Genomic DNA, 17411 nt, shown 5'->3' on the forward strand with positions numbered 1-17411 from the left:
CCATTCGGTCCCGGGCGCCGTGCGCCGGTAGGGTGAGCGTCGATCAAACCGGACGACGTGGTCCGGGTGTCGGCCCACGTTGCAAAGGTAATTCGGGCAATGCGCATTGGTGTGCTCACCTCCGGCGGCGACTGCCCCGGTCTGAACGCCGTCATCCGTTCCGTCGTGCACCGTGCGGTCGTCGACCACGGTGACGAGGTCATCGGCTTCCACGACGGGTGGAAGGGCCTCCTTGAGTGCGACTACCGCAAGCTCGACCTGGACGCGGTGGGCGGCATCCTGGCGCGCGGCGGCACGATCCTCGGCTCGTCGCGGGTGCGGCCCGAGCACCTGCGCGACGGGGTGGAGCGGGCCAAGGGCCACTGCGCCGACCTCGGTCTGGACGCCGTGATCCCGATCGGCGGCGAGGGCACGCTGAAGGCCGCGCACCTGCTGTCCGAGGGCGGGCTGCCGATCGTCGGCGTCCCGAAGACGATCGACAACGACATCGCGTCCACCGACGTGACCTTCGGTTTCGACACCGCCGTGGGCGTGGCGACCGAGGCGCTCGACCGGCTGAAGACGACCGCCGAGTCGCACCAGCGGGTGCTGATCGTCGAGGTCATGGGTCGGCACACCGGCTGGATCGCGCTGCACTCCGGCATGGCGGCCGGCGCGCACGCCATCGTGGTGCCCGAGCGCCCCTTCGACATCGAGGAGCTGACCTGCCGGGTCGGCGCGCGGTTCGAGGCCGGCAAGCGGTTCGCGATCGTCGTCGTCGCGGAGGGCGCCAAGCCCCGCGAGGGCACGATGGCCTGGGACGAGGGCGGCAAGGACGTCTACGGGCACGAGCGCTTCGCCGGTGTCGCCCGGCAGCTCTCCACGGAGCTGGAGCGCCGGCTGGGCAAGGAGGCGCGGCCGGTGATCCTCGGCCACGTCCAGCGCGGCGGCACGCCGACGGCGTACGACCGGGTGCTGGCGACCCGGTTCGGCTGGCACGCGGTGGAGGCGGCGCACCGCGGGGAGTTCGGCATGATGACCGCGCTGCGCGGCACCGACATCACGATGGTGCCGCTGGGGCAGGCCGTGGAGACGCTGAAGACCGTTCCGCACGAGCGGTACGCCGAGGCCGAGTGCGTCCTGTAGGCGCGTGGCCGTTCGGTCGCAAGGCCCGACGCTCCGTGGAACCGCCCCCGGCCGAAGTCCCGGCCGGGGGCGGTTCTACTCTGGTTCGGCAAGCGCACCACCAGGATGTATGCACGAATCGGGAGCCGTCGGATGGATCACAGCGGGCACGGCACGTCGACGGACCTGCCGCCGTTCACGCTGGAGCGGGGGCTGGAGCTCTCCCCCGAGCCGTTCTTCCTGGTCGGCAGTCTGCTGGCGCTGGCGCTGTACGGCTGGGGCGTGGTGCGTCTGGTGCGGCGCGGTGACGCGTGGCCGGTGGGTCGCACGGTCTTCTTCGTGGTCGGCGTGCTCACGGTGCTGGTGGCGATGTGCACCAAGCTGAACGACTACGGCATGGTCATGTTCAGCGTGCACATGGTGCAGCACATGATCATCAGCATGGTGTCGCCCATCCTGTTGCTGTTGGGCGCGCCGGTGACGCTGGCGCTGCGGGCGCTGCCGGTGGCCGGCCGCGGCCGGACCGGGCCGCGCGAGCTGCTGCTGGCGCTGCTGCACAGCCGGTACATGAAGGTCGTGACCCACCCGGTCTTCACCATCCCGATCTTCATCGCGAGCCTGTACGGCCTGTACTTCACCCCGCTGTTCGACACCCTGATGGGGTCGAAGGTGGGGCACATCGGGATGATGGTGCACTTCCTCGCCGTGGGCCTGGTGTTCTTCTGGCCGATCATGGGCGTGGACCCGGGGCCGCACCGGCCGGGGTACGTGATGCGGATGCTGGAGCTGTTCGCGGGGATGCCGTTCCACGCCTTCTTCGGGATCGCGCTGATGATGGCGAGTTCCCCGATGGTCGAGGCGTATGAGAATCCACCGGCATCGCTCGGCATCGACGTGCTCGCGGACCAGAGCGCGGCGGGCGGCATCGCCTGGGCGTTCAGCGAGATCCCGTCGGTGTTGGTGCTGATCGCCCTGGTGTACCAGTGGTACCGCTCGGACCAGCGGCAGGCGCGGCGCACCGACCGGGCGGCCGACCGGGACGGCGACAAGGAGCTGGCGGCGTACAACGCCTATCTCGCCTCGCTGCACGCCCGCGGCGAGCGACGTCCGGCCGGGCGGTAGCGCTCGACGCGGGTGTCGGGTGACGATGGCTCCGGGAGTGGTCGTCGTCCAGGGAGGACGCGCATGTCCGGTGCCACGAGAACGATGGGTGTGCTCACCGTGTCGACCGTGGTGGTCGTGACCGCCTACACGGCGGCGCTCGGGAGCAACGGCTGGCTCTGGTTCGGCTGCGTGGTGCTCACGCTGCTGACCGTCGGCGTGGTCGCGGCCCGCGGGAACTGATCCGCGACGACGATCCGCTGGATCCGTCGGGTCGGGTGCGGACCTCCGCGCCACGCGTCCCCCGCCGCGCCGCCGGCCGGCAGGGGCGCGAGGGCGGGCACGGGCGGCACCGGGGTCCGGGCGCCGCGGCGCACACGCTCGGCCTGTTTGACGCGTCGGGTGAACCAGATGACCTTTCCGCCGTCGGTGCCGCAGGTGCCCCAGCTGTCGCTGAGGTGCGCGACGGCGGCGAGCCCGCCCTTCGTCGGCGAGGAGCTGGTCATCCGGGGCAGCCGGGGGTCGCGGTCGGCCACCGAGGTGATCAGGTGCCGGCCGGTCCAGCGCAGCTCTATCTGGCAGGTCCGGTCGCCGGGGACGTGTCGCACGACGTTCTGCATCAGGGCGTCGACGGCCCGGCACACGGGCCCGACGTGGGCTTCGAGGTCCCAATGCCTCAGGTGCGCCGCGAGAATCCGTCGGACCTGGGGGATCCGCTCCAAGGTTGCCTGCACTTCCATGGTGTAGCGGCAGGCGGCCTGATCGTGCATGGCCATGGCTCCTCACCGCGCCGGGCCGGGCTCTCCAACGCCGGGACCCCGAGTGACGGAGAGTGCACGCCTGACGCTTCTGGGTCACTGACCAGGGTGACCCCGGGGGCCGTTCGCCGCAACACGTCCCCTTCGTCCCCCGGGTGGAGCAGGGGGGCCGGCCTCCGTCGCGGGCGGCTACCCGGGGGTGGTGCGCGCACATAGGATGACCGCGTTCCCACCGCCCGTGCGACAGGCCCCCAGGGACGGCCCGGCCCGGCTCCGCACTGCCCGTCCCTCCTGCGAAGGAGCACCCCCGCCGTGTTCTACAACGTGCTCAAGTACGTCTTCCTGGGGCCGCTGCTGCGGTTGCTGTTCCGCCCCCGGATCGAAGGGTTGGAGCACGTTCCCGAAGAGGGCGCGGCCATCGTCGCCGGCAACCACCTGTCGTTCTCCGACCACTTCCTGATGCCGGCGATCCTCAAGCGGCGGATCACCTTCCTGGCGAAGGCGGAGTACTTCACCGGGCCCGGCATCAAGGGACGGCTGACGGCCGCGTTCTTCCACAGCGTGGGCCAGATCCCGGTGGACCGCGCCGGCAAGGAGGCGGGGCAGGCCGCGATCCGCGAGGGGCTCGGGGTGCTGAGCAAGGGCGAGCTGCTGGGGATCTATCCGGAGGGCACCCGTTCGCACGACGGACGGCTGTACAAGGGCAAGGTCGGCGTCGCGGTGATGGCGCTGCGGGCCGGGGTGCCGGTGGTCCCCTGCGCGATGGTGGGCACCTTCGAGATCCAGCCGCCGGGCCAGAAGCTGCCGAAGGTCCAGCGGGTCACGGTCCGCTTCGGCGAGCCCCTGGACTTCTCGCGCTACGCGGGGATGGAGAACGAGAAGGCGGTGCTGCGGGCGATCACCGACGAGATCATGTACGCCGTCCTTCGACTGTCCGGCCAGGAGTACGTGGACCGGTACGCCGCCGAGGTGAAGGCGGAGCTGGAAGAGGCGAAGAAGGCCGGCCGCCGCACGACGTGATCGTGTCGGCAGGCGCGTGGGGCGGTCGGATGCGATCCGGCCGCCCCACGGTCGTGTTCGGGTCCTCAAGGAGCAGGTGTCACGGCTTCGGCACCGCGTGCGGGTCGCAGGTGACGTTGCGGTCGTCCAGCGCCCCGCTGAGCAGGTAGGCGTCCACGCGCTGGTTGACGCAGGCGTTGGCGATGCCGGTGACGCCGTGCGAGCCCGCGTTCTTCTCCATGATCAGGCGGGAGCCCTTCAGCCGCTTGTGCAGCTCGTGGGCGCCGCCGACCGGGGTGGCGGCGTCCCGCTCGGCCTGCACGATCAGCACGCCCGGCAGGCCCTTGCCGGACTTCACGTCCACGGCCGGCCCCTGTCGGGTCGACCAGGTGGCGCACGGCAGGTTCATCCAGGCGTTCGCCCAGGTCATGAAGGGGTAGTCACGGTGCAGTCGGGTGTTGTCGCGGTCCCAGCGGCGCCAGTCGGTGGGCCACCTGGCGTCGGCGCACTCGACGGCGGTGTAGACGGCGTTGCCGTTCTCGGCGCGGATGTTGCCCGCGGTGTCCGCCATGTCGGGTGCCACGGCGTCGACGAGCGCCTGCACGTCACCGGCGACGTACTTGCTCCACACCCGCGCCACGGGCGCCCAGGAGGAGTCGTAGTACGGCGCGCTCTGGAAGAAGCCGGTCAGCTCGGCCGGTCCGACGACCCCGCCGAGGGGCGCCTTCTTCGCCGCGGCGCGCAGCTTCTGCCACTGCGCCTCGACCTTCGCGGGGGTGTCGCCGATCTTGTACGTGGCGTCGTTCGCGGCGACCCACGCCTTCCAGTCGTTCCAGCGCATCTCGAAGGCGACGTCCTGGTCCAGGTTGGCCTGGTACCAGATCTTCTGCCGGGACGGGTTGACCACGGAGTCGACGACCATGCGGCGGACGTGGCCGGGGAAGAGGGTGGCGTACACGCCGCCGAGGTAGGTGCCGTAGGAGACGCCGAGGAAGTTCAGCTTCCGCTCGCCCAGCGCAGCGCGCAGCACGTGCAGGTCGCGGGCGGTGTTCGCGGTGGTCATGTGCGGCAGCATCCAGCCGCTGCGCTCGGCGCAGCCGTCCGCGTACTCGGCGGCGAGCTTGCGCTGGGCCCGCTTGTCGGCCTCGTTGTCGGGCACCGGGTCGGCCTTGGGGGCCTTCACGAACTCCTGGGGGTCCACGCAGGAGATCGGGGTGGAGCGGCCGACGCCGCGCGGGTCGAAGCCCACGAAGTCGTACGCCTTGGCGACGTTCGCCCAGATCGGGTTCTTGCCGGTGACCCGGGTGGGGAAGCGCAGTCCGGAGCCGCCGGGGCCGCCGGGGTTGTAGAACAGGGCGCCCTGGCGCTCGGCCGGGGTGCCGGTGTTGCCGATCCGGTCGACGGTGATGGTGATCTGTCGGCCGTTCGGGCGCTGGTAGTCCAGCGGCACGGTCACGGTGCCGCACTGGATCGGCTTGGGGAGCCCCCAGTCGGCGGGACAGTCCGCCCACGCCACGCCCCGGTCCGCGGCGCGTTCTGCGGCGATGTTCACCCCGCGCTCCTCCAGGACGCCCCCGCGCCCACCGCTCGCGCTGGCGGTGGGGGCGGCTATGGCGCCCGCGATGAGGGTGCCCGCCATCAGAGTGCCGGCCGAGCCGAGCACCGCTGTGCGTCTCACGTGGAACTCCCCTTCTGTCGTCCAGTCCTTGGGGGATCCTTCCGTCTGAGGGGGCTCGGGGAACAGGTCGTACGCGTGTTCTTTACCGAACCAATAACCGGTGTGCCGAGTCCCGCTCAGCGGTGCGGTGCTGACGGTCCGTTTCGGGCGCTTCGCCTGGTCAGCCGCGGTCTTCGGCGCGCTGCGCGGCGTCCAGGACCTCCCGGAGCAGCCGGGCGTCCGGGGCGACGGCGGTGACGAGGGCGGCCGGGCCGGCGAGCGGGGTGAGGACCGCGGTGTCACCGAGGAGCCGGGCACGCGGCGGCTCGGTCTCGTAGGCGGGGTCGACGATCAGGAGCTGGCCGACGGCCCGGTGGCCGCCGAGGACGGCGCCGCCGTCCCAGCCGCCGGGCGCACCGGGCCCGTACCGGCCCTCCTGGTCGAGCAGGGTGCGTCCGGCGCGCCGGACGGTGAGCCGGCTCCACAGCGTGCCGGGCTCCTCCCGGTGGCGGCCGAGGACCTGTTCCTCGCGCAGGACGAGCCGGGCGGTGGGGGCGAGTTCGACGTGGGTGGCGGTGCGCAGGTCGCTGCCGCGGACGCAGACGACGGGCTCGGGCAGCCAGTGCAGCCGGGCGCCGTCGGCGACGGTGAGGCGCAGGTCGTAGTGGGCGGGCGCGCCGGAGGGGCCCGGCAGGGAGAGCGTCGCGGCGGCGGAGCCGACCTCCAGCCGGGCGCCCGGGCGCACCTCAGTGACGACGGCCAGCCGGTCGCCGCCGAGCGGGGCGCTCATCGCGCCGACGATGACGACCCGCTGCTGCTGCGGGGTCCGCGGGCGGGTGCGGCGCGGAGCCAGCGGCCCGGCGCCGGTGAGGACCGGCAGTCCGGTCCGGTCGGCGACGATGCGGGCCGTCGCCCGGACGCTCACGCGGTCCAGTCGGCGAGTCGGGCGCGCACCCAGTCGGCGACCGGCGCCGCGCCGTCGCCTTCGCGCAGGGAGGTGAGGACGACGGGGAGTTCGCCGCGCTGTTCGCGGGCGTCGTCGGCCATCCGGCCCAGGTCGGAGCCGACGTGCGGGGCGAGGTCGGTCTTGTTGACGACGAGCAGGTCGGCGGTGGTGACGCCGGGGCCGCCCTTGCGGGGGATGTCGTCGCCGCCGGCGACGTCGATGACGAAGACCTGGGCGTCCACCAGTCCTCGGGAGAAGGTGGCGGTGAGGTTGTCGCCGCCGGACTCGATGAGGATCAGGTCGAGCGGGCCGACGGCGTCCTCCAGGTCCTCGACGGCTTCGAGGTTGGCGGAGATGTCGTCGCGGATCGCGGTGTGCGGGCAGGCGCCGGTCTCCACGGCCTGGATGCGCTCGGGCGGCAGGACCGCGGCGCGCAGCAGGAAGTCGGCGTCCTCGCGGGTGTAGATGTCGTTGGTGACGACGGCGAGGGAGTGCCGTTCGCGCAGGGCGCCGCACAGGGCCGCGACCATCGCGGTCTTGCCGGAGCCGACGGGGCCGCCGAGGCCGATCCGCAGGGCGCGCCGGCTGCCGTCGGGGCGCCGGGCGTCGGCGCTGACGGCGGCGGGGCGGTCGTGGTGGTGGCTGTCGAGGTGCACGGGCGGCTCCGGTTCGGGTCGGTTCTGCTTGCTCGGCGGCGGCGTCAGGAGGCGAAGAGGCGTACGGGCCAGGTCGCGTGCTGCTCCGCGGTGACGTCGAGCAGCGGTGCGGAGGCGGCGGGCAGGGCGTCGACCCCGCGGCGGGCGGCCGCCCCGGCGCGTGCCGCGACCTCGTCCAGCTCGGGCGCCAGCCGGGCGAGCACCGCCGTCGCCTCGTAGGGGTCGAGCCCCAGCAGCCGTACGGCCGCGGTGGCGGGCCCGCTGACGGTCTCGTACGCGACGGCGCCGGCCGCGTCCTCGGGCCCGATGCCGGCGTTGAGCGCCAGTACGCCGAAGACCACCGGCTGGTGCGCGCCGCGTGGTCGGGCCGTGGCGAGCGCGTCGAGGCGCGGGCCCGGCCAGGTGGCGCGCCCGGCCCGGAGCAGTTGTCGGCCCAGCCTGCGTGCGACGGCGCGCAGCGCGGGGGACGGGGTGCGGGCGTCGGCGGCGTCGTCGAGGGCGAGGGGGTCGTGGTCGAGCGCCGCGGCGGCGGCGACGGCGGCGGAGGTCAGCCCGGTCGTGTGCAGCCGGCCGCGGCAGAACGCGGCCAGGGACGGGCCGTCGTGGATGCGGCCGGCGCGTACGGCGGCTTCGGCGCCGCCCGAGTGGGCGTGCCCGCCCGCGGGGAAGCGCCCGTCGGCGAGGACGAGGAGCGCGGCCCGGGTCGTCGCGCCCATGCCCGTGCGTTTCCCGTCGGGTGTGCTCATGGTGTCCATCGCGTTCTCAGCAGGTGTCCCTAGAAGAGGAAGTAGCGCTGGGCCATGGGCAGTTCCGCGGCCGGCGCGGGCTCGACGCGTTCGCCGTCGATGGTGACGCCGAAGGTGTCGGGGTCGACGACGACCCGGGGCAGGGCGTCGTTCTGGCGCATCGCGGCCTTGGTGAGGCGCCGGGTGTCCGCGATGGGGACGAAGGGCTTGTGGAGGGCGAGCCGTTCGGGCAGGCCGTCCGCGATCGCCGCTTCGGAGGTGAAGGTGAGGGAGCCGGTCGACCCGGCCCGGCCGAGGGCGCCGAACATGGGCCGGGGCAGTACGGGTTGGGGCGTGGGGATCGACGCGTTGGCGTCGCCCATCTGCGCGTACGCGATCTGCCCGCCCTTGAGCACGAGGAGCGGTTTGACGCCGAAGAAGGCCGGCTCCCACAGCACCAGGTCGGCGAGCTTGCCCGGCTCGACCGAGCCGATCTCGGCGGCCATGCCCTGGGCGATCGCGGGGTTGATGGTGTATTTGGCGACGTAGCGACGCACCCGGTGGTTGTCGGCGGGGCCGTCGCCGGGCAGCGGGCCGCGCCGCTTCTTCATCACGTGCGCGGTCTGCCAGGTCCGCAGCACGACCTCCCCGATGCGCCCCATGGCCTGGGAGTCGGAGGAGATGATCGAGATGGCGCCCAGGTCGTGCAGGACGTCCTCGGCCGCGATGGTGGTGGGGCGGATGCGGGACTCGGCGAAGGCGAGGTCCTCGGGCACGGCCGGGTTGAGGTGGTGACAGACCATCAGCATGTCGAGGTGCTCGTCGACCGTGTTGACGGTGTGCGGCCTGGTGGGGTTGGTGGAGCTGGGCAGGACGTGGGGCTCGCCGACCACCGAGATGATGTCGGGTGCGTGCCCTCCCCCGGCGCCTTCGGTGTGGTACGCGTGGATGGTGCGGCCGGCGACGGCGGCGAGGGTGTCCTGGACGAAGCCGGCTTCGTTGAGGGTGTCCGTGTGGATGGCGAGTTGGACTCCGCTCTCCTCGCAGACGTCGAGGCAGGCGTCGATGACGGCCGGGGTGGCGCCCCAGTCCTCGTGGATCTTGAAGCCGACGGCGCCGCCGCGCAGTTGGGAGCGCATGGCCTCGCGCGAGGTGGTGTTCCCCTTGCCGAGCAGCCCGATGTTCACCGGCAGTCCGTCCAGCGCCTGAAACATCCGGCCGAGGTGCCAGGGGCCGGGGGTGACGGTGGTGGCCTTGCTGCCCTCGGCCGGTCCGGTGCCGCCGCCGACGAGGGTGGTGACCCCGGTCGCCAGCGCCTGGTGGACGAGGGTGGGCGAGATGAAGTGGACGTGCGCGTCGACGGCGCCGGCGGTGACGATGCGTCCGTTGCCGGCGATGACCTCCGTCTCGGGGCCGATCACCAGGCGGGGGTGGACGCCGTCCATGGTGTCGGGGTTCCCGGCCTTGCCCAGGGCGGTGATCCGGCCGTCCCGGATGCCGATGTCCGCCTTGATCACGCCCCAGTGGTCGATGACCAGCGCCCCGGTGACGACGGTGTCCGGCGCGCCCTCGGCCCGCGTGGTGCGCGCCTGCCCCATGGACTCGCGGATCACCTTGCCGCCGCCGAACACGGCCTCGTCGCCGGCGCGTCCGGGCCCTCCGCTGCGGTCCTCCTCGACCTCGACGAAGAGGTCGGTGTCGGCGAGCCGGACCCGGTCACCGGTGGTCGGGCCGAAGAGGTCCGCGTACGCCCGTCTGCTCAGCTCAGCCACGGTCGGCACCGCCCTCGGCGTCCAGGGCGCCGCCGGCCGCACCGCGCAGCCCCGGCACGGTCCGCGCGCCGGCGATGGGCACGAGTTCCACCGCCACGGGGATCCCGGGCTCGAAGCGGACGGCGGTGCCGGCGGCGATGTGCAGGCGCCGCCCCCAGGCCGCGGCCCGGTCGAACTCCAGCCCGGGGTTGGCCTCGGCGAAGTGGTAGTGGGAGCCGACCTGCACGGGGCGGTCGGCGGTGTTGACGACGGTGGCGCAGGTGACGTCGCGCCCTTCGTTGATGCGCACGGGGCCGTCGGCCAGGCGCAGCTCTCCGGGGATCACCGGTGCGCCTCAGCCGATCGGGTCGTGGACGGTGACGAGCTTGGTGCCGTCCGGGAAGGTGGCCTCGACCTGGACGTCGTGGGTCATCTCGGGGACGCCCTCCATCACCTCGGCGCGGGCCAGGACCTGGCGGCCCGACGCCATGAGTTCCACGACGGTGCGCCCGTCGCGGGCGCCTTCGAGGACGTGGGCGGTGATCAGGGCGACGGCCTCGGGGTGGTTGAGCCGCAGGCCGCGCGCCCGGCGCTGCCGGGCGACGTCGGCGGCGACGTGGACGAGCAGCCGTTCCTGCTCGTGCGGGGAGAGTTGCACGGTGCCACCTCACTCGTCGAAACGGCCCGCGGGGCGGACCTCCGGGCCGTCGGGAGGTGAACACGTTAGGACGGCGCCTTTTCGGGCGCGTTAACCAGCGTTACGACCAGGTGCACGCTCCATCGACATCACCGCGCGCAGTCCGCTCTCCAGGATGTCGACGCTGACGTTGCCGAAGAGCGCCTGCTGGGTGATGAACCCCTGCGCGGTGGCGATCAGGGTGCGGGCCACGTGGTCGGCTTCGGCGTCGTCGGACATCCAGCCGTGGGCGCGGTACCCCTCGACGAGTTGCACCCAGGCCCCGCGCAGGGTGCCGTACCCCTCGTCGAGGACGGCCGCGAGCCGTTCGTTGCGCAGGGTCTCGGTCCACACCTGGATGACGAGTCGGGCGAGCGCCTGCTCGTCGGCGCCCTCCAAGTGGTCGTACAGCACCCGGCGCAGCACACGGCCGATGAGCACGTCCGGGGTGGGGGGCGGATCGGTGCGGGCCGCCTCGGTGAAGGCGCCCCTGATCACGTCGAACACCTCGTCGGCGATGGCCTCGATCAGCTCGTCCTTGCTGCGGAAGTAGCGGTACACGGCGCCGGCGGAGAGGCCGACCTCGCTGAGGACGTCCTGCATCGAGGTGGCGTGGAAGCCGTTGCGGGCGAAGCAGCGCGCGGCGCCGTCGAGGATCTGACGGCGCCGCGCGTCGAGGTGCTGTTGGGAGACGCGTGCCATGCCGCCAACCTAAAACGAACATTCATTCTTGACAAGCCGCCCCCGCCGGAGGAGCCTGAGCCCCACATGCAAAACGAACGATCCTTCTTTTTAGCCGTCCGCTGGTCGACCCGTATGCCCGTGGACTCCCGCGCACGTGGACTCCCACGCACGTGGACTCCCACGCACGTCGACCCGTACGCGCCACCGGCCGTACGCCCGGTGGCCTTCAGCACGCCCAGAAGTGAGGAATCCCGTGTCCAGCACCTCCCCAGCCGTGGCCCCGCCCCAGCAGCCCTCGCCCCCCGGTACCGCACCGAGCCCGGCGCGCCGCGCGCTCGCCGTACTGCTCCTGGTGCCGGTCCTGGTCGCGGCGGCGCTCTGGGCCTTCGCCTGGCCCGGCGCCCGCACCGCGCCGCGCGACCTGCCCCTCGGCGTCGCGGGGCCGGCCGCGGCGGCGGAACCGATCGCCCGCTCACTGGAGCAGCGCAAGGGCGCCTTCGAGGTCTACCGCTACGAGGACGAGGCGGCGGCCCGCGCCGCCATCGAGGACCGGACGGTGTACGGAGCGGTGGTCGCCACGCCGGAAGGGCCGCGGCTCCTGACCGCCTCGGCGGCGAGCCCCGTGGTGGCCGGACTGCTGCGGGAGGTCGTCGCGGCCGGGGCGCCCGAAGGGCGTCCGGTGCCGGTGACCGATGTCGTCCCCGCGCCGAGCGGCGATCCGCGCGGCGGTGTGCTGGCGGCGACCGCGCTGCCGCTCACCCTCGCCGGGATCGCGTCCGGCGCCCTGGTGACGGCCTTGAAGCTGCGCCGGTGGCGGGCGGCGGCGACCCTCGCCGGCGCCGCGGCGCTCGCCGCCCTCACCGCGACCGCCCTCGCCCACACCTGGCTGAACGTCCTGACCGGGTCCTGGTGGGGCGAGGCGGGGACGGTGGCGCTCACGGTCTTCGCCGTCGGCGCGGGGACGGCGGGCCTCGCCGCGCTCATCGGCCCCGCGGGGATGGCGCTCGGCAGTGCGCTGATGGTGCTGATCGGCAACCCGTTCTCGGGCGCCGCGAGCGCCCCGGAGCTGCTACCGGAGCCCGCCGGGCTCGTCGGTCAGTGGCTGCCACCGGGGGCCGGCGCCCAACTGCTGCGCTCGCAGGCGTACTTCGACGGGAACGGCAGCGGGGGCGATGTGCTGGTGCTGTGCCTGTAGGCGGGGTTGGGGCTCGCCGCCGTCCTGCTCTCCCGGCACCCGGCCAACGGAGTCGCCGGGCACCCGGCCAGCTCAGGGACGACCGTCGCCGCATAGGGCGCCGCGGTCACGCATCCGCCGCCACCTCCGGCCGGATCCGGGCGGTCAGTGCCCGGCGCCGGGGCGGCGGTGCTCCGCGGTCAGCCCGAAGCGCCCCTGCTCGGTGCCGCCGGGCGCGGTGGACCCGAGCGACGACACGGAGCTGATCACCTGCTCGTCGACGGCGGAGCGGTCGAGCTCTTCGAGTCGTGCGAGGTCCTCCGCCGAGACCAGCGCCACGAGCGGCTTCCCGTGTCGGGTGACGACGACGCGCTCACCGCCGTACACCACGCGATTGATCAGTTCGGCCAGCTCAGCGCGGGCTTGCGTCACCGGAATCTCGTAGGCCATGCCTTTCAGCTTAATGCGCGGCTCCGCCCCTCACACGACACGTGGAGACAGGGGAAGCCCCTGGTCAGCACCCGCCCCGGCCGTCGGCTCCCTACGGGCAGCGCTCTTCGTTCTTCACCGTGCCGAAGTTCAGCTCGGTGTCCTTCGGGACCTTCTTCCCCGCCGCGGGCTCCTGGGTGCACACCTTCCAGTTGCGGTCCCAGAGCTGGTTGCGGCGCTCGCCCGTGCTGTCGTGCGAGGTCAGCATGGAGAAGCCGACGTCCTGGGCCGCGTCCTGGGCGGCCTGGAGTCCCATGCCGACGAAGTTCGGCACCGGCGTCGCGCCGGAGTCGCCCCCGGCATGCGCGACGCCGGCGGTGGTGCGGGGCGTCTTGGCCGGCGCGGCGGTCACGGTGGCGGTCACCGCGGGAGCCGGCGCCGCACCGCCCCGCGGCGTGACCGTGACGGTGGGCCCGGGCGCGGCACGACCGCCCTTCTCCCCTTCGTCGCCCCCGCCCGAAGCACCGATGCCGACGCCCATGAAGAAGAGGACGGCGGCTCCGGGAACGACGAAGCGCTTGCGCGCCCAGCCGGGTCCCTGCGGTTTCGGAGCCTGCCCGCCCCACGGCGCCTGCTGCGACTGCCCGCCCCACGTCATGCGATCTCCCCAACACGTTCTTTTGAGGCCCCGAACCTAACCGCGGCGGATCGGTGGAGACAGACAGACCGCCGGAAGGTGATGGATTCGTGATCATGATGTGTAGTTTTTGCGCTCTCCCTCGTCGCAAGTGCGCCCGCGCGACACGAGAACGGCCCCTGACCAGCAAATCGACCCCCATCTTCAGGGGCACCCTCCCTCATGGATTTCTGTACGTCCTGTACGTTTCTTACGGAAGCACAGACGGGGCCGGTCGCAGCGCGCCCGTCGAGGACCGAGGAGAGGTACGCCATGACGCAGCCCGTCGCCCGATACGTCCTGCCGCAGTTCACCGAGCGCACCGCGCACGGGAACCGCACCCTCGACCCCTACGCCAAGCTGCTCGAAGAGCGGATCGTCTTCCTCGGGACGCCGGTCGACGACACCGCGGCGAACGACGTGATCACCCAACTGCTGTACCTGGAGTACGCGGCGCCGGAGCGTCAGATCTCGCTCTACCTCAACTCTCCCGGCGGCTCGCTCAGTGCGATGCTCGCGATCTACGACACGATGCAGGTGATCACCTGCGACGTCGAGACGACCTGCATCGGACAGGCCGTTTCGACCGCGGCGCTGCTGCTGGCCGCGGGCGCCCCCGGCAAGCGCCTGGCCCTGCCGGGGGCGCGGATCGTGCTCCAGCAGCCCGCGCTCGACGAGCCGGCCCGGGGCATGCCGTCGGACCTGGAGATCGAGGCGCGGGAGATCCTGCGGCTGCGCGCCCTGATGGTGGAGCTGTTCGCCCGGCACACCGACCGGTCCGCGGAGCAGATCGCCGCCGACCTGGAGCGCGACACCTTCCTGGACGCGGCGACGGCCAAGGAGTACGGGCTGGTGGACCACGTGATCGGCAGCCGCAAGTCGTCACTGACCGGCCGCGGCTGACGGAAGGCGCACCCGTGCTCCGGCCCGAACTGCCGCCGCTGCCGGCGCTGACCCGCGCCGAGGCCGATCTGATCGACGGCTATCTGCGCATCGTGGACCTGGTGGGACGCATCAACCCCAGCCGTGGCGACCTCACGTACTCCTCGTTGCGCGCCGCCCAGGCGCTGGTGACTCAGGCGGTCGCGGTCAAGGACGCGCTGGCGCTGATGCACGACCGCGGGGAGGACGCCCTGCACGCGGCCACCCTCGCCCGGGCGCTGCGGGTGCTCGACGGCGAACGGCGGGCGCTGCGAGTCACCATCCCCGCCGACCCTGCCCCTTGACGGCCCGTCATCCGACACGTCAACCGCCATTCGGGTTCCCGCCCGGATACCTCGTTTGATGTAGTCGCGGCGCCCCCGGCCGATACGCTCAAGTTGCGCGGGACGACGATCCCTCTAGCGGAATGTCCTATTCCAGCGCTGGTGCGGGCCTCCCCCGGCGTCCACTCCCGGTGGGAAATTGCGGCGTGTCCACCTGAATGGCGCATTCGTGTTGAAACTCACATACCGCCGTTTTGACTCGGAAATCCGGCACGGCGTGGGACAAGATCCCTGGGACGACAAGCCCCCGTCACCTCGGCGGGGCGGTCCGAACGGACGCCGAGTCCTGCCGCCGTTCCGGATGACTGGTCGACAGGAGTGCTTCGGCAGGAGTGGAGGACCCGAGCAGTACGGGACGGCCGGTGCGCCGGACGTTCCTCGGGGTGAAGCCGCATCAGCGGCCGGGCACCTTCGTCCGCCCGAACCCGACAGGTCACCCTTCACAGGCGGCTGACGAAGGGTTGCGCATGACTGCGCAGATGAACGTCCCGTTCCTGATCGGCCGGGCGGGTGCGGTGTCCGCCCTGACCCTCGCCGCACTCGGTGGCTCGATGCTCGTACCGGGCGGCTCGCCCGAGGCCCAGGCAGCAACGGCACACGCGGGCAAGGCGCTCAAGGTCGCCGCGGACAAGAAGGGTTCGCCCTACCGGTGGGGCGCGGCGGGGCCGCGCCGCTTCGACTGCTCCGGTCTGACGCTCTATTCGTACAAGAAGGCGGGCAAGAAGCTGCCCCGGACCGCCCAGCAGCAGTACAACTCCACGCGTCGGGTCTCCACCGCCAAGAGAAAAGTGGGTGACCTCGTCTTCTTCCACTCCGGTCGGAGCGTCTACCACGTCGGCATCTACGCCGGGAAGGGAAAGATCTGGCACTCGCCCAAGCGGGGTTCCTGGGTGAAGCTGGACAAGATCTGGAGCAGGAGCGTCTCGTACGGCCGGGTCCGCTGACGGCGGTCCGCCGGCCCGTCAGCACACCGGCCCGCCGGGTCAGTCGGCCCGGCGAGCCGGCCAGGGCAGGGTGATCCAGACCGTCTTGCCGCCGTCCTCGGTCGGCTTGACGGTCAGCCGCCCGCCGCTGTGCGCCGTGAGGCTGCGGATGATGACCATGCCGCGGCCGTTGTCCTGGCGCACGGCGGCCGGCAGCCGCTGGGGCCATTTCGGATGGCTGTCCGTCACCCCGAGGCGCAGTTCCTCGTCCCGCTCCAGCAGCACGTCCACCCGGAAGGTGGGCGACTGGCCGAAGGTGTGCTGCACGGCGTTGGTGGTGAGTTCGGAGACGATCAGCCGGATCGTGTCGAGGGCGTCCGACCCCGCGGGAAGCCCCCACCCCGTCACCGCGCCGGTGACGAACCTCCGGGCCGCGGAGACCGAGGCGGGCTCGCTCGGCAGGGTGATGGTGGCTTCCTGGAGGTCTGCCATGGCGACGTCGTCCCTTTCCCACCGGGGCCGTGCTCCGACTTCGTAGCCGATGGATGCGCGGACGGCCGCGGACAGTGCTTCGCGCGCCACACTGCCATTCATCGCGGTGCCGGGTGAGGCGATCCGCCAAGATGCGCAGCGTTTCGTCGCTCGAAGCGGTGAACTCTACGACGCAAGGCCGTTTTTGGACACTCCTCGCGCGCCCGGTGGTGCCGTGCGCACCACGATCTCCACCGCCGCCGCGATCTGCTCCCGCGTCAGATCGGCGCGGGCGGTGAGCCGGAGCCGGGAGATCCCGTCCGGCACCGACGGCGGGCGGAAGCAGCCCACCCGGAGCCCCGCGGCGCGGCAGTCGGCGGCCCAGCGCAGCGCCGCTTCCGGCGCGGGCGCCCGGACGGACACCACGGCGGCGTCGGGCCGTACGGCCGTGAGGCCCCCCGCGGTCAGCCGCTCGTACAGGTCCGTGGCCGCCGTGCGCACCCGGCCGGCGAGCCCGGGGTCGTCGCGCAGCAGCCGCAGGGAGGTGAGCGCAGCGCCCGCAGCGGCGGGTGCGAGGCCGGTGTCGAAGATGACCGTACGCGCGGTGTTGACGAGGTGGTCGATGACCCGGGCGGGGCCGAGGACCGCCCCGCCCTGGCTGCCGAGGGACTTGGAGAGCGTGACGGTCGCCACCACGCCGGGGGCGCCGGCGATCCGGGCCGCGTGCAGGGCGCCGCGCCCGCCGTCGCCGAGCACGCCGAAGCCGTGCGCGTCGTCCACCAGCAGGGCCGCGCCCCGCCGGGCGCAGACGGCGGCGAGTTCGGCGAGCGGCGCCGCGTCGCCGTCCACGGAGAAGACGGAGTCGGTGACGGCGATGGCCCGGCGCCCCGGGTGGGCGTCCAGGGCCTTGCCGACCGCTTCGGGGTCGGCGTGCGCGCTGATCGCGGTCTCGGCCCGGGACAGTCGGCAACCGTCCACGATGGAGGCGTGGTTGCCGGCGTCCGAGACGATCAGGCCCTCGCGCCCGGACAGCGCGGTGACGGCCGCCAGGTTGGCTGCGTAGCCGGACGCCAGGACCAGAGCGGACTCGAAGCCGCAGAAGGCGGCGAGTTCCCGTTCGAGTTCGGCGTGCAGGGCGGTGCTGCCGGTGACGAGGCGGGAGCCGGTGGAGCCGGCGCCCCAGCGGCGGGCGGCCTCGCCGGCGGCCCGGGTGATGTGCGGGTGGCGGGTGAGCCCGAGGTAGTCGTTGCCGGCGAGGTCGAGCAGGTCGCCGTCGGCGGGGCGGGGGCTGAGCGTGCGCACCAGCCCGGCCCGCTCCCGGTCGCGGGCCGCGTCGTCGAGCCAGTGGAAGGGGTCTGGGTGCAAGGCGTTCGGCTCCTCGTACGGCTCGTGTCACAGGCCGCGCTTTTGTAGGCA

20 protein-coding genes and 1 riboswitch are annotated in these 17411 nt (G+C 72.8%); of the genes, 7 read left to right on the top strand and 13 right to left on the bottom strand.

What is annotated here, in order from left to right; translation table 11 throughout:
• Window positions 1–99: 99 nt before the first annotated feature.
• Together AB0E05_RS15140 and AB0E05_RS15145 are read left to right on the top strand one after the other, a co-directional pair.
• Window positions 100–1125: a 6-phosphofructokinase gene (locus AB0E05_RS15140; protein ID WP_361963266.1), complete on the top strand. Its 1026-nt coding sequence runs from the start codon at window positions 100–102 to the stop codon at window positions 1123–1125.
• A gap of 132 nt (window positions 1126–1257) precedes the next feature.
• Window positions 1258–2226, top strand: coding sequence for a cytochrome c oxidase assembly protein (locus tag AB0E05_RS15145; protein WP_361963268.1), 969 nt, complete (start codon window positions 1258–1260; stop codon window positions 2224–2226).
• Between the two features lie 125 nt (window positions 2227–2351).
• On the opposite strand, the gene AB0E05_RS15150 is transcribed toward AB0E05_RS15145, so the two are convergent.
• On the bottom strand, window positions 2352–2981 hold the full coding sequence (locus AB0E05_RS15150; protein WP_361963270.1) for an ATP-binding protein: 630 nt from the start codon (window positions 2979–2981) through the stop codon (window positions 2352–2354).
• 294 nt (window positions 2982–3275) lie between these two features.
• On the opposite strand from AB0E05_RS15150, the gene AB0E05_RS15155 reads away from it, so the two are divergent.
• Window positions 3276–3983: a lysophospholipid acyltransferase family protein gene (locus AB0E05_RS15155; RefSeq protein ID WP_361963272.1), complete on the top strand. Its 708-nt coding sequence runs from the start codon at window positions 3276–3278 to the stop codon at window positions 3981–3983.
• A gap of 79 nt (window positions 3984–4062) precedes the next feature.
• On the opposite strand, the gene AB0E05_RS15160 is transcribed toward AB0E05_RS15155, so the two are convergent.
• From AB0E05_RS15160 to AB0E05_RS15195, 8 genes are all read right to left on the bottom strand, one after another.
• A complete protein-coding gene (locus AB0E05_RS15160) occupies window positions 4063–5640 on the bottom strand; it encodes an alpha/beta hydrolase (protein WP_361963274.1) in 1578 nt (525 codons plus the stop codon).
• A gap of 160 nt (window positions 5641–5800) precedes the next feature.
• A complete protein-coding gene (locus AB0E05_RS15165; RefSeq protein ID WP_361963276.1) occupies window positions 5801–6544 on the bottom strand; it encodes an urease accessory protein UreD in 744 nt (247 codons plus the stop codon).
• On the bottom strand, window positions 6541–7221 hold the full coding sequence (ureG, locus tag AB0E05_RS15170) for an urease accessory protein UreG (RefSeq protein ID WP_361963278.1): 681 nt from the start codon (window positions 7219–7221) through the stop codon (window positions 6541–6543). The genes AB0E05_RS15165 and ureG overlap by 4 nt, the downstream gene beginning before the upstream one ends.
• A 44-nt stretch (window positions 7222–7265) precedes the next feature.
• Window positions 7266–7967: an urease accessory UreF family protein gene (locus AB0E05_RS15175; protein ID WP_361963280.1), complete on the bottom strand. Its 702-nt coding sequence runs from the start codon at window positions 7965–7967 to the stop codon at window positions 7266–7268.
• 29 nt (window positions 7968–7996) lie between these two features.
• On the bottom strand, window positions 7997–9718 hold the full coding sequence (locus tag AB0E05_RS15180; RefSeq protein WP_361963282.1) for an urease subunit alpha: 1722 nt from the start codon (window positions 9716–9718) through the stop codon (window positions 7997–7999).
• Complete coding sequence (locus tag AB0E05_RS15185; protein WP_361963284.1) at window positions 9711–10043, bottom strand: urease subunit beta; 333 nt, start codon at window positions 10041–10043, stop codon at window positions 9711–9713. Before AB0E05_RS15185 ends, AB0E05_RS15180 begins: the two co-directional genes overlap by 8 nt.
• A 9-nt stretch (window positions 10044–10052) precedes the next feature.
• Window positions 10053–10355: an urease subunit gamma gene (locus tag AB0E05_RS15190; RefSeq protein WP_361963286.1), complete on the bottom strand. Its 303-nt coding sequence runs from the start codon at window positions 10353–10355 to the stop codon at window positions 10053–10055.
• A gap of 90 nt (window positions 10356–10445) precedes the next feature.
• A complete protein-coding gene (locus AB0E05_RS15195) occupies window positions 10446–11075 on the bottom strand; it encodes a helix-turn-helix domain-containing protein (protein ID WP_361963288.1) in 630 nt (209 codons plus the stop codon).
• Between the two features lie 256 nt (window positions 11076–11331).
• Here AB0E05_RS15195 and AB0E05_RS15200 point away from each other — a divergent pair, with 256 nt between their 5' ends.
• Complete coding sequence (locus AB0E05_RS15200; protein WP_361963476.1) at window positions 11332–12252, top strand: ABC transporter permease; 921 nt, start codon at window positions 11332–11334, stop codon at window positions 12250–12252.
• Window positions 12253–12396: 144 nt separating this feature from the next.
• Here the strand turns inward: AB0E05_RS15200 and AB0E05_RS15205 are convergent, their stop codons facing one another.
• Together AB0E05_RS15205 and AB0E05_RS15210 are read right to left on the bottom strand one after the other, a co-directional pair.
• The gene (locus AB0E05_RS15205) at window positions 12397–12681 is read right to left on the bottom strand and encodes a type II toxin-antitoxin system Phd/YefM family antitoxin (protein ID WP_361963290.1); all 285 of its coding nucleotides are present in this window, start codon (window positions 12679–12681) and stop codon (window positions 12397–12399) included.
• 91 nt (window positions 12682–12772) lie between these two features.
• Entirely contained in the window at window positions 12773–13318 is a 546-nt protein-coding gene (locus AB0E05_RS15210; protein ID WP_361963292.1) for a PASTA domain-containing protein, read from the bottom strand.
• A 291-nt stretch (window positions 13319–13609) separates the two neighbouring features.
• On the opposite strand from AB0E05_RS15210, the gene AB0E05_RS15215 reads away from it, so the two are divergent.
• From AB0E05_RS15215 to AB0E05_RS15225, 3 genes are all read left to right on the top strand, one after another.
• Window positions 13610–14239, top strand: a complete 630-nt coding sequence (locus AB0E05_RS15215) for an ATP-dependent Clp protease proteolytic subunit (RefSeq protein ID WP_361963294.1) — start codon at window positions 13610–13612, stop codon at window positions 14237–14239.
• 14 nt (window positions 14240–14253) lie between these two features.
• Window positions 14254–14562 carry a hypothetical protein gene (locus AB0E05_RS15220; protein WP_361963296.1) on the top strand — a complete coding sequence of 103 codons (309 nt, stop codon included), beginning with the start codon at window positions 14254–14256 and terminating at the stop codon, window positions 14560–14562.
• A 306-nt stretch (window positions 14563–14868) separates the two neighbouring features.
• A riboswitch (cyclic di-AMP (ydaO/yuaA leader) is annotated at window positions 14869–15065 on the top strand.
• 3 nt (window positions 15066–15068) lie between these two features.
• Window positions 15069–15545, top strand: a complete 477-nt coding sequence (locus tag AB0E05_RS15225) for a C40 family peptidase (protein ID WP_361963298.1) — start codon at window positions 15069–15071, stop codon at window positions 15543–15545.
• 39 nt (window positions 15546–15584) lie between these two features.
• On the opposite strand, the gene AB0E05_RS15230 is transcribed toward AB0E05_RS15225, so the two are convergent.
• Complete coding sequence (locus AB0E05_RS15230) at window positions 15585–16016, bottom strand: ATP-binding protein (protein ID WP_361963300.1); 432 nt, start codon at window positions 16014–16016, stop codon at window positions 15585–15587.
• Window positions 16017–16181: 165 nt separating this feature from the next.
• Window positions 16182–17360: an 8-amino-7-oxononanoate synthase gene (locus AB0E05_RS15235; RefSeq protein WP_361963302.1), complete on the bottom strand. Its 1179-nt coding sequence runs from the start codon at window positions 17358–17360 to the stop codon at window positions 16182–16184.
• Window positions 17361–17411: the final 51 nt, after the last annotated feature.

This window comes from Streptomyces sp. NPDC048057 (assembly GCF_040653095.1).
Classification (GTDB): Bacteria; Actinomycetota; Actinomycetes; order Streptomycetales; family Streptomycetaceae; genus Streptomyces.

Bases quoted from the DNA above. Each gene is read 5' to 3' on its own strand.
- AB0E05_RS15140 (WP_361963266.1), top strand. From the start codon at position 100: ATGCGCATTGGTGTGCTCACCTCCGGCGGCGACTGCCCCGGTCTGAAC.
- AB0E05_RS15145 (WP_361963268.1), top strand. From the start codon at position 1,258: ATGGATCACAGCGGGCACGGCACGTCGACGGACCTGCCGCCGTTCACG.
- AB0E05_RS15150 (WP_361963270.1), bottom strand. From the start codon at position 2,981: ATGGCCATGCACGATCAGGCCGCCTGCCGCTACACCATGGAAGTGCAG.
- AB0E05_RS15175 (WP_361963280.1), bottom strand. From the start codon at position 7,967: ATGAGCACACCCGACGGGAAACGCACGGGCATGGGCGCGACGACCCGG.
- AB0E05_RS15195 (WP_361963288.1), bottom strand. From the start codon at position 11,075: ATGGCACGCGTCTCCCAACAGCACCTCGACGCGCGGCGCCGTCAGATC.
- AB0E05_RS15205 (WP_361963290.1), bottom strand. From the start codon at position 12,681: ATGGCCTACGAGATTCCGGTGACGCAAGCCCGCGCTGAGCTGGCCGAA.
- AB0E05_RS15210 (WP_361963292.1), bottom strand. From the start codon at position 13,318: ATGACGTGGGGCGGGCAGTCGCAGCAGGCGCCGTGGGGCGGGCAGGCT.
- AB0E05_RS15215 (WP_361963294.1), top strand. From the start codon at position 13,610: ATGACGCAGCCCGTCGCCCGATACGTCCTGCCGCAGTTCACCGAGCGC.
- AB0E05_RS15225 (WP_361963298.1), top strand. From the start codon at position 15,069: ATGACTGCGCAGATGAACGTCCCGTTCCTGATCGGCCGGGCGGGTGCG.
- AB0E05_RS15230 (WP_361963300.1), bottom strand. From the start codon at position 16,016: ATGGCAGACCTCCAGGAAGCCACCATCACCCTGCCGAGCGAGCCCGCC.